This window comes from Pseudomonas reactans, assembly GCF_013387025.1.
GTDB lineage: Bacteria > Pseudomonadota > Gammaproteobacteria > Pseudomonadales > Pseudomonadaceae > Aquipseudomonas > Aquipseudomonas reactans.
Genome location: NZ_JACAQP010000045.1, coordinates 42,513 through 60,191, shown reverse-complemented (window position 1 = coordinate 60,191; position 17,679 = coordinate 42,513). Strand labels below are relative to the sequence as shown.

Genomic DNA, 17,679 nt, shown 5'->3' with positions numbered 1-17,679 from the left:
CCGACGATGTACGAAAACCCGCCGCCATCCGTCGGATTTCATCCAAATTGCCATCATTGTGTTAAACAGGCCCACCTCTTGACATGGCTGCACGTCAACAACGGCGTACCTTACGATGGTAGCGATTCACAGAACCGCTCAGCCAGTGGACAATGTCGCAAAAGCCCCCCTCACAGGAGCCCCAGAATGTCCGTTCCAAAGACGATGTTTCAACTCAGCGGTCGTGGTTACGCAGCAGCGAACCTCAGCCATGCGACCCTCGTGATCATCGACGCCCAGAAGGAATACCTCAACGGCCCGCTCGCCCTCTCAGGCATGGACGCGGCCGTCGGCAACATCAAGCAACTTGTGTCAGCCGCCCGCAACGCCGGGCGCCCGATCGTGCATGTACGTCACCTGGGCACCGTGGGTGGTCTGTTCGACCCACAGGGCGAGCGCGGCGAATTCATTCCGGGCCTTGAGCCTGAAGGCGACGAAACCATCATCGGCAAGCTGCTGCCCAGCGCCTTTCATGGCACCGGCCTGGAAAAACACTTGCAGGACCTCGGCTCCTTGGACCTGATCGTCTGCGGTTTCATGAGCCACTCCAGCGTCAGCACCACCGTGCGCGCCGCCAAGAACCTGGGCTTTCGCTGCACCCTCGTGGAAGACGCCTGCGCCACCCGTGACCTGCCTTACAAAGGCGGCATCCTCAGCGCCGAGCATGTGCAGCAAACCGAAATGGCCATCATGGCCGACAACTTCGCCACCCTGGCGTTGACCAAAGATCTGATCTGATCTGATCGACCTTCTGATGAGCGGTGCGGCCTGTTTACGGCCCCGCTCATCCGCAAAGCCCTTTCATTTGGCGCATTTACCCCTCGCCCCGGAACAACCTGTGTATTGTCCGGTCGAAGGGCCGATACCCTGGAGGAAAGGTCGGAATGAAGATATCCGATGGTTTTGACGCTCGTCGCTTGCGCCCCAAGGGCCCGAGCAACTGGCGTCTGCGTCTGGTGGCCGGCATTGCCGCGCTGCTGGCGATAGTTGGTCTGCTGTTGGCCGGCGCTGGTGGCGCCGGTTTGTTTGGTCACTCGCCGGCCCTTGGTGAATTGAATGCCAGCCCTGGCGGCTCGGCGATTCTGTTGGTGATCGGGCTGCTGGTGCTGTGGTTGGGCGTATGGTTATGGCGGCGCAGCCGTCGGAAAATGCGTCAGCCGTTGTCGCTGAACATCGCTTCACACCTGATGAAAAAGCACGACTGATGGCGCTTGGATAGCGTTTCCTGCGCCCTGGCCGCCGCGATTTAGGTAAACTGCCCGCCCTTCGCGGAGGCCAACATGCAAGACGACGATTTTTCCCTGTTCAAAAACGAGCTGCGCGGCGTCAAGCCGATCAAGCACGACCGCGCCGACACCGGCAAACCCAAGGCCGACCGCGCGCAGATCGCCAAGCTGCGCCAGGCCGCGACCGTGCGCACTGACGCCACCACCGTGGACGGCCTGTCGGACCAGTTCGTGATCGATGTCGGCCCTGAAGACGAGCTGATGTGGGCCCGCGATGGCGTGCAGGAAAGCCAGATGCGCAAGCTCAAGGCCGGCCAGATCCCGTTCGAAGGCAGTCTCGACCTGCATGGCATGAACGTGGAAAAAGCCCGGGAAACCCTGTGGGCCTTCCTGGCCGAAGCCACCAAGTTCGAAATCCGCTGCGTGCGCGTCACCCACGGCAAGGCCGTGCGGCTGGATGGCAAGCGCCCGATGATCAAAAGCCACGTCAACACCTGGCTGCGCCAGCATGCCCAGGTCCTCGGCTTTACCTCATGCCAGGCCCGCCACGGCGGCGCGGGGGCGGTGTATGTGATGCTCAAGCGTACGATGATGGAAGGGCGCGACGAGTAACCATGAAAAAGCCCAGCGCTGAGGCTGGGCTTTTTTGTTCGGGGCTAAATGCCTAGCTATCACCAAACTCCCGAGATCTCTTTTCTTTCGCTAAAGAAATCACGGCTTTTTGCATCGTAATCGCAGTATTGGCCGCGCTTCGATACACCGCGCGTTTTTCCTCTACCGAACAGTTCCGGAAAAAGTCTGACATAGTCATTGCTGTATAGCTTTCTACCGTTTCCGTGATTTCGCCTTTCATAAGGCTGCTCCGGTCAAAATTCTCTCAAGTTGATCTGGATGGTAGGGCTGCCTGACTAACTCGTCAATTTCCTCGGCTGAAAGGTCGATGCCTATTTCTGCATCGCTACCATCCGTGTCCTTGATCAACACGTCGACTTGAAGACGCCCCTGAAATTCTCTCTTTAACTGGCAAACCGTTGACTTTGATGCGTAAAACTGGCGAGCGAACTCATTGCAGGGAATGTTTCGCCCTTCGATAGCCTCCCGTGCCATCACAAACTCCCATGCCAGCTCAGGCTTCTGATAAACGTAAATGATTTGAGCCGTTCGATTGTCTTTATCGAGCGCGCGTTGAATGTTCTTTCTGGCCACATCAAGACTCGCAAGTGTCCCATCCAGAAGAAACGATTGGCGCTGTTGATAAACCAAATCGATGGTCCGCTCAACGATAACGGTTACACCCCGCTGAAAAAGACTCGAGTTCCCACCTGTGTATTCCGGAAAATACGCTCTAAAGTCGTCAGGATCGATCCGAAGAGCTGTGGCACCACTCGCTTCCATCAAGCGAATAAAAGACTTCGAAACCTCTGTCTTGCCTGCGCCTGGGGAGCCAGCCATGAATACTGATACAGGAAATTCGTCAGCCGGATACCTTTTCAAGCAGGCCAATTGCCGGGCTATTCGTGTCCGGTTTTCCTTGGCAAAGAGCACCGCACGCTCAGAAATGCTTCGTTCCAATGGTGTCATCACGTCCCCCTCAACGGAGGCCGACTCTAACATCGGCATCGCCCAGGAATACAACTGTCGGCGCACCTACGCTACTATATGCGCCAATCACCAGCGCTCAATGCGGCATCCGCGCTGAAAAACGCTTCACATTGGTACAGGCATACACCGTACCGTTCTGAAACCCATACGGAAACAGTCCTGTGACATTGGAACAAAACTACACCGCGATCCTCGGCCAACTCGGCGAGGACGTTTCCCGCGAGGGCCTGCTCGACACGCCAAAGCGTGCCGCCAAAGCGATGCAGTACCTCTGCCGCGGCTATGAGCAGACTCTGGAAGAAGTCACCAACGGTGCCTTGTTCAGCTCCGACAACAGCGAAATGGTGCTGGTCAAGGACATCGAGTTGTACTCGCTGTGCGAACACCACCTGCTGCCGTTCATCGGCAAGGCCCACGTGGCCTATATCCCGAGCGGCAAAGTGCTGGGCCTGTCCAAGGTTGCGCGGATTGTCGACATGTACGCGCGCCGCCTGCAGATCCAGGAAAACCTCAGCCGCCAGATCGCTGATGCCGTGTTGCAAGTGACCGGCGCCCTGGGCGTGGCCGTGGTGATCGAAGCCAAGCACATGTGCATGATGATGCGCGGTGTGGAGAAGCAGAATTCGTCGATGATCACCTCGGTGATGCTGGGTGAGTTCCGCGAAAATGCGGCCACCCGCAGCGAATTTCTCAGCCTGATCAAGTAACAGGCTGCGCACAAAAAAACCGGCGTTCATCGCCGGTTTTTTTTCGTCTGCAGAAAATCAGGTAAGCTGCGGCCCCTTCTTCATGGGCAAGAGGTTTCAGCCATGTTCGTCAAAGCACTTCGAGTGGGCCTCGGCCACGTCATCATCGCGGGCGACTTTCTTACCCGCCCACGCAAAAAGCAGCGTTCTGCCGAGCAACAGGCACAGGTGAATGCTGCGGCCAAGGAGCTGACGCTGTATCAGTTCCACGCCTGCCCGTTCTGTGTGAAGACCCGCCGCACCCTGCACCGCCTGAATGTGCCCGTCGCGCTGAAAGATGCGAAGAACAACGAGCAGGACCGCCAGACCCTGCTGGAGCAAGGCGGCAAGATCAAGGTGCCGTGCCTGCGTATCGAAGAAAATGGCCAGACCAACTGGATGTATGACTCCAAGGTGATCATTGATTATCTGGACAAGCGCTTCGCTGGGGTTTGACCGCCTACCGCTGAATCGACAATTCCAGCAGCGCAGAGCCCAGGCACTTGCCATGGGCATCCAGCGCCAGCGAACGGGTGACGCCGCCGCGCAGGATGCCCGGCAACACGAAGTTCAGCGCCTGCACATTCGGCAATGCATAGCGCCGTACAGGCGCCGCGCCTGGCTCACGCAAACCCGCGAAAAACTCGGCAACACGTTCGGCCGTCAACTGTTCGCACAGCAGTGGGTAATCCTCGGCACGATAGGCAATGATCGAAATGTTCGACGTATCGCCCTTATCCCCGGTGCGGGAATGGGCCAGCATCTGTAGCTTCATGCTTCGATCCTCGGGTTGACCTTATCGCGCGGCAGCAACAACGACGCTACCGCCACCACCTGACGCACGCTTTTGCTGGCGCCGCCGCCGCCCGACGGGCCGTTGGTGTAGAGGGTTTCCACTTCATTGCCAACCCGCACTGCCTCACCGCGATCTTCACAGCGTGCGGCCACGCGCAGGCGCACTTCCCAGGGTTCGACACGGCTGCGCGGGCCGTGGAGCGAGTCCATGCCGATCAGTTCGGCACGCACGTCCTGCATCTTCACGCCCATCAACTCAAGACGCTTGAGGACCACATCCCGCGCCAGTTGCGCCCGTGCGACAGCACCGGGACCACCGTAGGACATCTGCCCTTCACCGATCCAACCGTCCAGATAGCCGACGCTGACCTTCAGCTTTTCGGGGCGTATACGGCCGTCCGCACCTTGGGCACGCACGCGATCAGTGCTTTCCTCAACGAAGCCCACTTGAGAGAAATCGGCCGTCACGTCAGGCGTGAGGTACGCCGCCGGGTCGTGCACTTCATAGATAAGCTGTTCGGTGCAGGTCGCACAGCTGACCCGCCCGCCGGACCCAGCTACCTTGGTAATCACCGCCTCACCGTCCGCAGTGATCTCGGCCAAGGGGAAACCCAGGCGAGCCAGGTCCTCCACATCCTTGAAGCCAGGATCTGCAAAATAGCCGCCGCTGACTTGCCCGGCACATTCAAGCAAATGCCCCACCAACGTGCCGCGCCCCAGGCGCTGCCAATCGTCCGCCGCCCAGCCAAATTCAAACATCTGCGGCGCCAGGAACAGTGATGGGTCGGCCACGCGCCCGGTGATCACCACGTCCGCATCAGCGTGCAGCGCCTGTAGAATGCCGTCGACGCCCAAGTAGGCATTCGCAGAAATCAGCCGCTCACCCAAGGAACCGACCGTCTGGCCGTTATCCAGCAGAAGCTCAGGTTTCAACACCTCCAACACGTCATCGCCGACCACCGCGACGACCTTGAGTGCAAGGCCCAGTTCACGCGCAATTCGCCGCACCTCATCAGCCGCCGACACCGGATTGGCCGCCCCCATATTGGTGATCACCCGCAGGCGACGACGCCCGGCCCTTACGCCTACAAACGGCAGCACGCGGCGCATGCGCTCGCTCAGCAACGGGTCGTAACCGCCCTCGGGATCGCTGATCCGCGCCTGTTGCGCCAAAGCAATCGTGCGTTCGGCCAGGCATTCGAACACCAGGTAATCCAGGTTGCCCTGCTCGGCCAGTTCCACAGCAGGTTCGATACGGTCTCCGGAATAGCCGGCGCCGGAACCGATGCGCAAGGTTTTCATCTCAAATAACTCCCAGGAGCAACGCGGTCAGGGTCATCAACACCGACGCGGCAAACAGAAACGGAATGGTGAAGCGCTGGTGATCGGCCAGTTCGATCTTGCACAGGCCCACCAACAAGAAGGTCGCGGGGGTCAGCGGGCTGACCGGGAAGCCGGTGGTGTGCACGCCCAGCAGCGAGGCCTGGGCCACTTGCAGCGGGTCGACGCCCAGGGCCTTGCCGACTTCAGCGATCACCGGCATCACGCCGAAATAGTAGGAATCCGGGTCAAACAACATGCTCAGCGGCATGGAGATAAAGCCCACCACCGCCGGGATCAACTTGCCATGGCCCGCAGGAATCTGCGCCACCGCCACCTCGGCAATCGCCTTGAGCATGCCGGTGCCCTGCATGATCCCGGTGAACACCCCGGCGGCGAGCAGAATGCTGGCCATGGTCAGGGCGGTCTTGGCGTGGGCGTCGATGCGGGCGCGCTGGGCATCAACGTTCGGGTAGTTGATGCACAGCGCCACCACGGTGCCGAGCATGAACATCACCACCGGATCGACCCAGCCGGCAATCATCACCACCATCACCAACACGGTCAGAATCAGGTTGACCCAGAACAGGCGCGGGCGACGCAGCTTGATGTCATCGTCACTGAGTACGCGCTGTGGCACCGCATCCACCGTGGAGCCGGCGCCGAGACCCAGGCGTTTTTCTTCGCGACGGCCGAGCCACCAGGCGCAGGCGAAAACGAAGATCAGGCCGACGATCTGCACCGGGATCAGTGGTTGGAACAAGTCCGCCACCGGCACGTGCAAAGCCGCCGACGAACGCAGCACCGGGCCGGTCCACGGCAGAAAGTTGACCCCGGCTGCCATCGCGCAGACACACGCCAGAATGCGTTTATCGATGCCCAGCCGTGTATACAGCGGCAGCATCGCCGGCACCGTCACCAGAAAGGTCACCGCACCGGAGCCATCCAAATGCACCAGCAGCGCCAAGGTCGCGGTGCCTACGACAATGCGTGTAGGACGCGTGCCGACCGTGCGCAGGATGCGATCAATGATGGGGTCGAGCATGCCGGCATCGGTCATGATCCCGAAAAACAGGATCGCGAACACAAACATGCCCACCACAGGGGCGACGTTCTTGATACCGGTGATGATGAAGGCGCTGGTTTGCAAACCGAACCCGCCGAGCAACGCGGCGATGATCGGCAAGGCGATCAGGGCCACCAACGGCGAGAGGCGTTTGCTCATGACGGCAGCGAGCAGGCACAGGATGGTGATGACACCCAGGGTAGCGAGCATGGGTTACTCCAGAGCGGCCTTGGTGGCCGGTTATTGTTTTACCCGGAGTATTGGAAGCGGGTTAATCTTTGTAAATTGGAATATTCACCCGCTAGTGTTCGGAAAAACAAAATGAAGAACAGTATCCAACACATTCAGGCGTTTCTAGCAGTGGCTCGCACCGGCAGCTTCACCAAGGCTGCCAATGAGCTGCATCTGTCACCTTCGGCGCTGACGGTGCAGGTGCAGCAACTGGAAGACTGGCTTGGCGTCGCCCTCCTCGACCGCAGTCCGCGCCATGTGAGCATCACCGCCGCCGGCCAGGACGCGCGTGGCCCCATGGAAAAACTGCTGCTGGACCTGGACAACATCGTCACCGGCTCCCGCGACCTCGCCGCCCTGCGCCGGGGCGTGGTCACCATCGCCGCCCTGCCCTCGGTGTGCGCCGGCAGTTTGCCGCCGGTTCTACGCTTGTTTCGCGAGCGCTTTGCCGGAATCGAGGTGCGCCTGCATGACCTGGTGGCCCATCGCATTCATGCCCAGGTGCGCTCCGGCGAGGTGGATTTCGGTATCGGCGTGCGTGCACGGCTCAGCCATGGCCTGGAATTCGTGCCGGTGTTGAATGATCGCCTGTGTGCGTTTGTGCCGGTGGACCATCCTCTCAGCCGCCATCGCCAACTGACCCTGGAACAATTGGCCGACCAGCCGATCATCCTCACCGGCCGCGACAGCAGCGTGCGCGAGCAAGTGGATGCGCTGTTCGATGAGACGCGCCTGACAATGAACGCCGGGATGGAGGCCAACTACATGTCCACGGTGTTGGCCCTGGTGCGCCAGGGGCTGGGAATCAGTGTGCTGCCGGAATCGGCGGCGGACAGCCTGGAGGGGTTGAGGCGCATCCACATCGATCATCCCGGCGTGAACCGGGAGATCGGGTTGATCAGTCGCAGCGCAATGGGCTTGAGCCCGGCGGCGCAGCGGTGTTTCGACCTGCTCACTGAAAAATTACCTGGCACAACATAGAGCTTAAGTGTGGGAGCGGGCTTGCTCGCGAAAGCGGTAGTTCAGCTAGAGCATCTCTGACTGGCGCACCGTATTCGCGAGCAAGCCCGCTCCCACATTTTTGACCGCGCTATCAGTCGAGCATCGCCACATGCTTGGGATGGCTGGCCACTCGCGCCAACCAGGCTTGAACACCCGGATAAGCCTCCAACTCAAAACCACCCTCATTCGCCACATGGGTGTAGGCATACAAGGCCACATCCGCGATGGAGAACTGATCGCCCACCAGGTACGGCGTGAGCTGCAATTGACGCTCCATGACCTTGAGCGCTTTGTAGCCGCCCTTGTGCAGCTTCTTGTATTCCTCCAGGCGATCCTCGGGCAGCCCCAGGTAAAACTGGATAAACCGCGCCACCGCAATGTACGGCTCATGGCTGTACTGCTCGAAGAACTGCCATTGCAGCACTTGGGTGCGCAGGCGCGGCTCGGACGGCAGGAATTCACTGCCATCGGCCAGGAAGTTGAGGATCGCGTTGGACTCCCACAGGCAGGTGCCGTCTTCCAGTTCCAGCACGGGGATCTTGCCGTTGGGGTTCTTCGCCAGGAATTCGGCGGTCTGGGTGTCACCCTTGAGGATGTCCACATCGATCCATTGATACGGGATGCCCAGCAGGCTGAGCATCAATTTGATCTTGTAGCAGTTGCCCGACTTGTAATCGCCATAAACCTTGTACATGGGGCTCCCCTTATGCCGCTTGCGCGTGCTGTGCTTGACGGACCACCGCGGCCAGGCGCTTGAGACCTTCGTCGAGGCGGGCCGGGTCGATATGGCTGAAATTGAGTCGCAACGAACCGTGATGCTGGTCCGGCTCGGAAAAGAACGGTTCACCGGGCATGAACGCGACGTTCTGCTCCAGCGCTTGCGCCAACAAGGTGCGGGTGTCGAGTGGCTGTTTCAAGGTCAGCCAGAAGAATAATCCACCTTGGGGCACTTGCCAGTCGGCCAGATCAGCGAAGTGACACTCTAGCGCAGCCTGGAATGCATCGCGGCGCTGGCGGTAAAAACTGCGCAGTTCCACAAGATGCCTTTGGTATTTTTCGCTGCCTATCCACTGCATCGCCTGCCATTGGCCCACACGATTGGTGTGCAGATCGGCCGATTGCTTGAGCTTGAGCAAGTGCGGGAACAGGTCCGGGCTGGCGATCAAGTAGCCCACGCGCAGGCCGGGCAACAGGGTCTTGGACACGGTGCCGGTGTAGATCCAACTGGCTTTTTTCAGGCGCCCGACGATGGGTTTGGCGCTGCCGCCGTCGAAGGTCAGTTCGCGGTAGGGCTCGTCTTCGATTAGGGTGACGCCGAATTCATCAAGCAACGCGGCGACGGCTTCGCGCTTGGCTTCGCTGTAGCGCACGGCCGACGGGTTCTGGAACGTCGGGATCAGGTAGATGAACGCCGGGCGATGGCGTTCGAGGTTGGCGCGCAACGCGGCCAGGTTCGGGCCATCGGCTTCCAGTTGCACGGTAAGGCAATCGGCGCCGAACAGTTGGAAGATCTGCAACGCGGCCAGGTAGGTCGGGCCTTCCAGCAGGATCTGCGTGCCTTTGTCGATGTACAGCTTGGCCGCCAGGTCCAGTGTTTGCTGGGAACCGCTGACCACCAGCACCTGGCTGGCCTGGCACGGCACGCCGAGTGCGCGCGCTTCGGCGGCAAGCAATTCGCGCAACTGTGGCTCGCCTTCGCTCATGCCGTATTGGCCGATGTTGAGGGGCATGTCGTCCCAGTTCAGCGCGGGCAGCATGGCTTCGGCCGGCAGGCCACCGGCGAACGACATCACTTCCGGGCGCTGGGCTGCCGCGAGGATTTCACGGATCAAGGAGCTTTTGAGGCGCGTAACACGTTCAGAGAAGGCCATAAGGTCACCGGTAGCGAAGCCTGTGGAAAATACGTCAAACTGGTTGACCGAAATTACGACGACTCACACGGATACGTCAATATGCTTGACCTTAAAAACCCCACCGCCCAGCAAACCGCCATGGAAGCGTTCTTCTTCGGCTACCAGGCGTTTACCGCCAAGGCCGACGAAATGCTTGAGCGCCGTGGCCTGAGCCGGGTGCATCAGCGCATTGTGTTTTTTATCGCGCGCTACCCGGCCTTGAGCGTGAAACAACTGCTGGAATTGCTCGGCGTGAGTAAACAAGCACTGAACATTCCGCTGCGCCAATTGCAGGAAATGCAATTGGTGAACAGCGTTGCGTCCGAGACCGACAAGCGCAAACGCCTGCTCGAATTGACTGAGGAAGGCCTGCGTTTCGAACAGTCATTGCGCCGTGAACAGGTGAAACTGCTGCAACGTGCGTTCAGCGAGGCCGGCGAAGAAGCGGTAGCCGGATGGCTGGCTGTCAATCAGGCATTGAGCGCGAACTAGCGCTTCACACCGCTATTCGAAAACATTATTTGCTTTATTTGTATACAAAAGCATAATTCGCCTCGTGCGAGTTCCTGACCTATTGGTCAACAAAACCCGCCAGTACCTCAAAGCGCTGTTGCCCACATCCGTGACCGGCGCTGGAAATAACAATAAAACTCTTGAGGAGTACTCGCTGTGGATAGCCGCAAATCCGAAGCCCCTACGCTGGACATCGCCCCGCCTAATAACAGTTGGCTAGAACGCCTGTTCAAGCTCAGCTTGCATGGCACCACAGTGAAGACCGAGCTGATCGCCGGCCTCACCACCTTCATCACCATGGCCTACATCATCTTCGTCAACCCCAACATCATGGCCGACGCCGGCATTGACCACGGCGCGGCGTTCGTCGCCACCTGTATCGCCGCCGCGCTGGGTTGCCTGTTGATGGGTCTGTACGCCAACTGGCCGGTAGGCCTGGCGCCGGGCATGGGGTTGAACGCGTTCTTCACCTACACCGTGGTCGGCACCATGGGCTACACCTGGGAAACCGCGCTGGGCGCGGTATTTATCTCGGGCGTGCTGTTCATGGGCCTGACGCTCTCGCGGGTGCGTGAATGGTTGCTCAACAGCATTCCCGTCAGCCTGCGCCATGCCATGGGCGCGGGCGTGGGCCTGTTCCTCGGGGTGATCGGCCTGAAAACCGCCGGCATCATCGTCGACAGCCCGGCCACGCTGATCAAACTCGGTTCGCTGCACGAACCCGCGCCACTGCTGGCAGCCGTGTGCTTTCTGCTGATCGCCATCCTCAGCTACCACCGGGTGTTCGGCGCGATCCTGATCAGCATCATCGCCGTCACCTTGGCTGGCTGGGGCCTGGACTTGGTGCATTACAACGGCATGGTGTCTACACCACCGAGCCTGGCGCCAACCTGGATGGCCATGGACATCAAAGGTGTATTCAATGTCAGCATGATTAGCGTGGTATTCGCATTTCTTTTTGTACACATGTTCGACACTGCGGGTACACTGATGGGCGTCGCGCAACGGGCCGGGCTGGTCAATGCCGAGGGCAAGATCGATAACCTCTCCCGTGCATTGAAGGCCGACAGTGCCTCCAGTGTGTTTGGTGCCATGGTCGGTGTGCCACCGGTCACCAGCTATGTGGAAAGTGCTGCTGGCGTGGCCGCTGGCGGTCGCACGGGGCTCACCGCCGTGACCGTGGGCGTGCTGTTTGTGGCTGCGATGTTTTTTGCACCGCTGGCCGGCATGATCCCGGCCTACGCCACCGCTGGCGCGTTGATCTACGTGGCGATGCTGATGATGGCAAGCATGGCGCACATCAATTGGGATGAAGCCACGGACAGCATTCCGGCGATTGTCACGGCGATCATGATGCCGCTGACGTTCTCGGTTGCGGACGGTATCGCCCTGGGCTTCATCACGTATGTGGCACTCAAGGCCGGCACCGGTAAGTACCGCGAAATCTCGGTGAGCCTGTGGGTGCTGTGCGCGATCTTCATCGCCAAATTCATATTTCTATAAAAAGGAGTAACGGATGAACCTGGAAACCTGGCTACTGTTCAGCGGCGCGGCATTGGTGGTGATCCTGATCCCAGGGCCCCTGTCATTGCTGATGATCAGCAACAGTCTCAACTTCGGCCTGCGCCGTTCGTATCCAGCGTTTCTCGGTGGGGTGTTTGCCTCGATCTGCCTGTTGAGCGCCTCGGCCCTGGGCCTGGGCGCTCTGCTACTGGCTTCCGAGCAACTGTTCAGCGCCTTGAAGATTGTCGGCGCGCTCTACCTGTTTTACCTCGCCTGGCAGAGCTGGCAGCAATCGCGTCAACCGGCGCAAGGCGCCGTGGTCCCCCAGGCTGTCGCCACCCCACGCTTTCGCACGTTGTTTGGTCGTGCGTTTGTGCTGGGCGCCAGCAACCCCAAGGACATTCTGTTTTTTGCCGCCTTCCTGCCGCAGTTTCTCAATGGTGCACAACCCTTTCTCCCGCAGCTGTTGGTGATGATCGTCACCTGGACCGTACTCGACCTGCTCTGCAAGCTCGCCTACGGCCTGAGCGCCCATGGCGCTGCGCGGTACTTGCGCAGCGGCAAAGGCCAGAATTGGTTCAACCGCGTCAGCGCCGCCTTGTTCAGCGGCGCTGGGGCGGCGTCGCTGCTCAGTCGCTGAGGTTGCTGTGCTCAGATCCCTGTGAGCCTGACGAAATACACCGTGAACGTCCGTGAGTTGGCATCGTGCTGGATCCCCGCCAGCACTTTGACCAAACGTCCCTGCGCGAGGGCCGTCGTGACACGCGACATGGCGCTGCGTTGACCCGACCATTGGGCACGACTACCCGCCTGGAACCAGGCATCCGATAGCTGCATACCACTGCCGGATCTCATTTGTACGCTGGGAGAGTCCGTCCAGCGCGTCAGGAAAAAATAGACGTTGCTGGACTTGGGGTGCGTCGCGACAAGATTGTGCAGTTTGATCGAGTTGCTTTTGTGGGTTTTTTCCACGATGAAGCCCTGGCGTACCAACACCTGTTCGACCGCACGCTGCATCGCGTAAGGCTTGGCCATTGGCGCAATGACGGCGCCCGGGGTACGCAGCGAAGCGTCCAGCGTGAACGGCACCAGGAAATCCACCCGCTCAAACCCCGGCGACACGCCATCGAACCCCAGATAGATGGACGTCCTTGATGTCGGTGTCACCGGCCGAAGCATACGCAACAGGTCATCGGTTTGCCCCGCGATGCCGGGAGCAGGTGGCAGCCAGTCATCCAGCGTCGCTCGGATGTTCAGCAGGCGGGTGGCCGTCATCGAACGGCTGGTGTCCGCCAGTTCCACCAAGCGTTGCGCGGCAAAACGGCGACTGGCCTGGGTCAGGCCAGGAAAAGCCGCGCCCAGCGCTTGCGTCAGGGGTCGGTCGAACAACGGTTGGCGTGGCGTCCACAGCCCGTCGGCACCGTGGGTAAACGGGATCGGTTGCGTGCTGCGATCACCCGCCAGCCATCGACTCATGTCGTCGTGGGCGTTTTGTGCCAATGGGCGGCTCCGGGTAACAAACACCACATCGTCTGGCGCATTCAGGCCGCCGGGCAGTACTTCGTAGTATTTGTTACCCAGTTGCAGTGCGTCGTAGGGCCGGTCCCCGCTCACCCGGTAGAGGCGGCGGGAGGCTGAAAATTCCTGGGTAACGTCTGGGCTCAGTGCCTGGCCCCAGGCTTGCCAACCCTGGGTGCCCAGCACTGCCCGAGTGTGTGTCGCCTGCGCCATCGGTGTCGGCGGCGCCCAACCCGTACCGGGCGCGGTGTTGCCCCATGGCCGCCAACGCGCTGTACTCGGCCCGGGTTGCGGCGCGGGTGCATCGGCACCCAATAGCCATTGCCGGGGTTCTTGAATGTGCAGCACCAGCTCATTCTCCCCGGGCGTCAAAGGGTTTTTCAGGCGCAATGCGTCTTCCCCGGGTCGCCGGTACACGGCGTAAGTCTCAACACCATTCGCCACCCGTTGCTCACCCGCACGGGCATACGTGCCCTCGTTGCGCCCACGCAAGGGCACTGCGTTGTCGAGGAGGCTCGGGAGGCGGTAATCGTCCAGCCCCTTGAGCGGGCGACCAGGCGCTACATTGCGCATATAAAAGCGCCCACCCGCCACTCTCCATTGTTGGCGATGCAATTGGCCAAGCGCCTGGCGCGCCAGTAACTGACCTGCGCCACGCCCGAGCCGGGCGCTAGCGACCGGGCTCAAGGTCAAGGCCATTTCGAACAGTGCCTGATGCACACTGACGACCAACTCGAACAGACTGTGCCGTGTCGCCTGCTGATGCACCTGGCGAGCCGCCAGCAACACTTCATACAGCTTCACACCCAGACCAATACCCGGCACGAACGACAACAACCCACGCACGCGCACATCAGCCTGCTCACCCAACCGCCACGCTCGATACGCTTGCAGCTCTTCCTGGCTATTGGACTCGCTGCGGGCCTGGCGCTGCACCGCCAATACCCGGGAGTGGGCCAGCAGTGCCAGCAGGTCATGACTGTCGGTAAGCGTGATGCCCAGCCAACCACGGGGCGCCTGGGCGCGTTGCTCGTTGATTTCAGCTTCTATCTCAACCAACTGCTTGGCGGGCAATGCACGCCAACTGCTGAACCAGGCGTGCAAGTCCTGCGCGAACCCGGCGAGGCTCCAATTCCTCCAGGCCTCCCACACAGCCGCCCAGTTGATCCGTTCGCCCTGCCGGCTCAGGCCATCGGGATAACTGGCTAAGGCTTGGGATTCCCAACCCGGCGCTACGTTGAGTGCCAGTTCCGGGACCTGCGCAAGATCAATCAACGCCTGTTGGGCCGTCGCTACATCGTGATACTCGGTCAATGCCTGATGCGTCGTGGCTTGCGGCCAATACACCAGGCATCGGCCACTGGCCTGATCAACGATCACCACCACCCCAGCGATATGCCGAGGGTGCGGCAACGTCAGCCCTTCCAGCCGTACACAACGCAGCTGTACCTGATGCCCATCGCGCTGCAAGTCGGCAGCCGATTTTGCGCTCAAGGCTACGTTGAACAGCCGTTGCCCCGCCTCACTCAGGCCGGCGCCAATGGCGGTGAACAGGTCCAGTTGCAGCCCCAGGCGGAATGCCCGCAGCAACACCGGCCGCAATCCCGTCGACTCGCCGCTCTCGCCATAAAACGTGCGGGCGATCAAACGCTGGTAGCGCCCTCCCAGGTCCAGCTCGGCAATCATCTTCAGCAAGTAGTCAGGCGTGAGTGTGTTTTTCCAGGTGGCGTCCAGATAGCGCGCATGACGCAAGCGCTGCATGGCCCAGGGCGCATCGCTGTCCAGGCCGTGCAGCGCCAGTTGCAACAGGCTGAATTGAGTGCGCGCCTGGCTGACCACAGTCTTGATGCCTGACTCGCCGACCGGACGTTGCGGGTGGCCCTCCCAGTGCGTGCTGACGTCATCGGGCACGTCCAGCAGCGGTCGGTCAATGTCTACGGCGGGGTGAAGGCCGGTGGATTTCAACCGGGCAGTCAAGGCATCGCGAGCAAATGCCTCAAGTGCCGGCAGCTGTGCCAGCAGCCCTTCTTCAAGAGCATGCCGGGCGTTCAGCGTTTGGGTTTTCAGGCGCCGGTAACGCCTGCGTTGCACGGTTGTCGCCTGGGCCAGCCAGGCCGGTGACTGCCGAGCGTCAGCCGCCGCCAGACGCAACACCTGAAGGTTGGCCAGCGCATGCACCCGTGCGTCACTGGGTGGCACTTGTAAACAGTCGACGGCTTCATCAGCGAGCAAAACCCTGGCCAATGCAGGGTCCGCTAGCTCACTGAACACTGCTTCGCCGGCTGCCACTTGCTGCTCCAGCACGTTGAAGCCGCGTACTTGCGCCGGTATCGCCTCCTTCAAGGCGTGCCCCTCGATCACCGTGTACACCACCGAAATCGACTCATCCACCGCCAACGCCTGAATATGCGTCAGCGCCTGAGGGCGTTCGAGGCGCGGGATGGCTTGCCATATACCGGGACCTTCCATGCTTTTAAGGCTGGCATCCAGGCCTGCGGACACAGCCGCCAGGGAATCGAACCCCTGCAGGCCTCCCCGTGAACCCGGCACATAAAGCAGAGCCGGTTGTTCGCGCGACGGTTGCTCGAGCGCCTGGGCGGTGGTGATGACCAGCGCGCCCGCCAAACGCTGCCCGCTCGCCAGGGCAACCCCCAACACACGTGTATCACTGAGGCCTCTGGCGCTCGCCAACGGTTGACCAAGGACTTCCTGCACCAACTGCAATTGACGCGCACTGAGCAAGGTAAGCCGGTGTTGCAACTGCGCCTCGCTCGCCATTGCCTGTTCGCGCGCCTGCAGCAATTGACCTGCCCGCGACAGCTGGCCCACAGCCTTATGCGTCCAGAAGGTCACATCCCAGAGTCGATGGGCATGCCCGTCCATCACGGCCGAGGCGGCTGCCCGCTGCGCTAGCCATTGCTCATGCAGCGCAACGAACTCTCCATAAGCGGCGCTATCCAGGTCGAGGTGTTGCGCGTCGAGCAGCGCCAATATGGCCTGCTCGTGGCGACGGACCTTGGCTTCCCGAATATTGATCGCAAGGTCCGGCGCCAGGCTGGCGAACGCGATGCGCCGCTGGCAGCGCTGCTGGTCCCAGTCGCGCAGGTACTCCAGCGCCATCGGCAGCAACGGGCGCCGCCGATGCCAACGACGGCGCTCTCGCTCCAGTGCCTGTATACGTTCGAGGGCCGGGCCATGGGCACCCCGTGTGGCATCGCGCGGGTACAACCAGGCGAGGTTGATCTGTAAGACGCAATCCCGTTCGTTTTGCCATTGGTTGTCGATCAGGCTATCGGCGCTGTGGTGCAAGGCATCGCTCAGAAGAGGTACCGGCGCAACCAGCGTCAATGCCGCCTGGCCCGCATCCAGCACGTGCCGACGACGCAAAGGCAGGCGTTGCCACAACTGCACCACATGGCTGCGCAGCAATTCGGGCAAACGCTCTTGCAACGAGCCCACAGCATCGAACTCGTGAAACACACGCTCCAACCCCGGCAGAAACACCACCTGGCGTGGGTCGCCCACACGAGAGATCAGCAGCGCACCCGCCAGTGGCACGCTATGGCTACCAGGCCAAAACAAGGGCGACACACGCAAGTCGTTCCAGAACCCGCCTGCCTGCGATCGCGCCTGGCGTGTGGGTGCCTCGGCAATACCGTGGGCCATGGCCAGGCCTTGCTCCGACAGCTCGCCGACACCCTCGGCGAGCAGTGCCTGGTCGGCGAACCAGTGCGCATACAGTTCACGCCAACGGTCGCGGCGCGAACGCCAGGACTCAGGCGCCAGCCCCTTCCAATAGCCCGCGTTGGCAGCGTCGATACGTGCCGGCCAATCGTCGCCCAACACCTTGCCCAGCGCCTCATAAGACACGCAATCGCGGGTACAGGCCAGTGGGCTGTCGTCCGTGCCTTGCCCGGCCAGAACAGCCAAACTCGCTTCGACCAGTTCCCGACTTTGAGGGACGCCCTCCAATTGCGCCGGGACCTTGAGCAGCAAGGTATCCGGGTCCACGCCAAAAGCATCACGCAGTGCACTGCGAATCATCCAGGGAATGCGTGGGGCTCGTTCGAGCAAGCGGGTGAGTTGCTTGGCAGCCATCTCGCTACGCGTACTGGCAGCGTGCAAGTCGTTGATCAGCAGACTGGGATGGGCGCTGCGATTGATGCGTTGTGCCAGGCCGGAACGGATGGCATCACCGTCTGCTGGCCGGGCGTCTGTGTCGGATGCCGTGCTCATGAATGCCTCCT

Annotated in this window: 17 protein-coding genes; 9 read left to right on the top strand and 8 right to left on the bottom strand. The window is 60.9% G+C overall.

The features are described 5' to 3' along the window. The first annotated feature begins 186 nt into the window (after positions 1-186). The 3 genes from HX793_RS29215 to HX793_RS29205 all read left to right on the top strand — a co-directional run bounded on the left by HX793_RS29215 (position 187) and on the right by HX793_RS29205 (position 1,877). Complete coding sequence (locus HX793_RS29215) at positions 187-777, top strand: cysteine hydrolase family protein (RefSeq protein ID WP_016976373.1); 591 nt, start codon at positions 187-189, stop codon at positions 775-777. Positions 778-923: 146 nt separating this feature from the next. After that, positions 924-1,244: a hypothetical protein gene (locus HX793_RS29210; protein ID WP_028617257.1), complete on the top strand. Its 321-nt coding sequence runs from the start codon at positions 924-926 to the stop codon at positions 1,242-1,244. A 75-nt stretch (positions 1,245-1,319) separates the two neighbouring features. Continuing rightward, positions 1,320-1,877, top strand: coding sequence for a Smr/MutS family protein (locus HX793_RS29205; protein WP_016976371.1), 558 nt, complete (start codon positions 1,320-1,322; stop codon positions 1,875-1,877). Positions 1,878-1,929: 52 nt separating this feature from the next. On the opposite strand, the gene HX793_RS29200 is transcribed toward HX793_RS29205, so the two are convergent. Beyond that, positions 1,930-2,118 (bottom strand): hypothetical protein, encoded by a 189-nt coding sequence (locus tag HX793_RS29200; RefSeq protein ID WP_177053586.1) that lies wholly within the window; start codon positions 2,116-2,118, stop codon positions 1,930-1,932. After that, positions 2,115-2,846 carry a zeta toxin family protein gene (locus HX793_RS29195; RefSeq protein WP_177095450.1) on the bottom strand — a complete coding sequence of 244 codons (732 nt, stop codon included), beginning with the start codon at positions 2,844-2,846 and terminating at the stop codon, positions 2,115-2,117. The genes HX793_RS29200 and HX793_RS29195 overlap by 4 nt, the downstream gene beginning before the upstream one ends. A gap of 182 nt (positions 2,847-3,028) precedes the next feature. Here HX793_RS29195 and folE point away from each other — a divergent pair, with 182 nt between their 5' ends. Continuing rightward, positions 3,029-3,574: a GTP cyclohydrolase I FolE gene (gene folE, locus HX793_RS29190; RefSeq protein WP_003175229.1), complete on the top strand. Its 546-nt coding sequence runs from the start codon at positions 3,029-3,031 to the stop codon at positions 3,572-3,574. A 102-nt stretch (positions 3,575-3,676) separates the two neighbouring features. Then, on the top strand, positions 3,677-4,048 hold the full coding sequence (locus tag HX793_RS29185) for a glutathione S-transferase N-terminal domain-containing protein (protein WP_177053588.1): 372 nt from the start codon (positions 3,677-3,679) through the stop codon (positions 4,046-4,048). Between the two features lie 4 nt (positions 4,049-4,052). Here the strand turns inward: HX793_RS29185 and HX793_RS29180 are convergent, their stop codons facing one another. Genes HX793_RS29180 through HX793_RS29170 form a run of 3 tightly spaced genes read right to left on the bottom strand, consistent with a single transcriptional unit; the run spans position 4,053 to position 6,983 of the window. Then, positions 4,053-4,367, bottom strand: coding sequence for an AtuA-related protein (locus HX793_RS29180; protein ID WP_016976367.1), 315 nt, complete (start codon positions 4,365-4,367; stop codon positions 4,053-4,055). Next, positions 4,364-5,689, bottom strand: coding sequence for an acyclic terpene utilization AtuA family protein (locus HX793_RS29175; RefSeq protein WP_177053590.1), 1,326 nt, complete (start codon positions 5,687-5,689; stop codon positions 4,364-4,366). Before HX793_RS29175 ends, HX793_RS29180 begins: the two co-directional genes overlap by 4 nt. A gap of 1 nt (position 5,690) precedes the next feature. After that, on the bottom strand, positions 5,691-6,983 hold the full coding sequence (locus tag HX793_RS29170) for a CitMHS family transporter (RefSeq protein WP_016976366.1): 1,293 nt from the start codon (positions 6,981-6,983) through the stop codon (positions 5,691-5,693). Between the two features lie 111 nt (positions 6,984-7,094). On the opposite strand from HX793_RS29170, the gene HX793_RS29165 reads away from it, so the two are divergent. After that, positions 7,095-7,985 (top strand): LysR family transcriptional regulator, encoded by an 891-nt coding sequence (locus HX793_RS29165; protein ID WP_016976365.1) that lies wholly within the window; start codon positions 7,095-7,097, stop codon positions 7,983-7,985. A 112-nt stretch (positions 7,986-8,097) separates the two neighbouring features. Here HX793_RS29165 and HX793_RS29160 read toward each other — a convergent pair whose 3' ends face one another. Next, positions 8,098-8,700, bottom strand: a complete 603-nt coding sequence (locus HX793_RS29160) for a glutathione S-transferase family protein (RefSeq protein WP_095017071.1) — start codon at positions 8,698-8,700, stop codon at positions 8,098-8,100. Positions 8,701-8,710: 10 nt separating this feature from the next. After that, entirely contained in the window at positions 8,711-9,877 is a 1,167-nt protein-coding gene (locus HX793_RS29155; RefSeq protein WP_016976363.1) for an aminotransferase-like domain-containing protein, read from the bottom strand. Positions 9,878-9,958: 81 nt separating this feature from the next. Here HX793_RS29155 and HX793_RS29150 point away from each other — a divergent pair, with 81 nt between their 5' ends. From HX793_RS29150 to HX793_RS29140, 3 genes are all read left to right on the top strand, one after another. After that, positions 9,959-10,390: a MarR family winged helix-turn-helix transcriptional regulator gene (locus HX793_RS29150; RefSeq protein ID WP_016976362.1), complete on the top strand. Its 432-nt coding sequence runs from the start codon at positions 9,959-9,961 to the stop codon at positions 10,388-10,390. Between the two features lie 177 nt (positions 10,391-10,567). Continuing rightward, entirely contained in the window at positions 10,568-11,914 is a 1,347-nt protein-coding gene (locus HX793_RS29145) for an NCS2 family permease (RefSeq protein ID WP_016976361.1), read from the top strand. A 13-nt stretch (positions 11,915-11,927) separates the two neighbouring features. Beyond that, positions 11,928-12,554 carry a LysE family translocator gene (locus tag HX793_RS29140; RefSeq protein ID WP_016976360.1) on the top strand — a complete coding sequence of 209 codons (627 nt, stop codon included), beginning with the start codon at positions 11,928-11,930 and terminating at the stop codon, positions 12,552-12,554. 11 nt (positions 12,555-12,565) lie between these two features. Here HX793_RS29140 and HX793_RS29135 read toward each other — a convergent pair whose 3' ends face one another. After that, positions 12,566-17,668: a dermonecrotic toxin domain-containing protein gene (locus HX793_RS29135; protein ID WP_177095448.1), complete on the bottom strand. Its 5,103-nt coding sequence runs from the start codon at positions 17,666-17,668 to the stop codon at positions 12,566-12,568. Between the last annotated feature and the right edge of the window lie 11 nt (positions 17,669-17,679).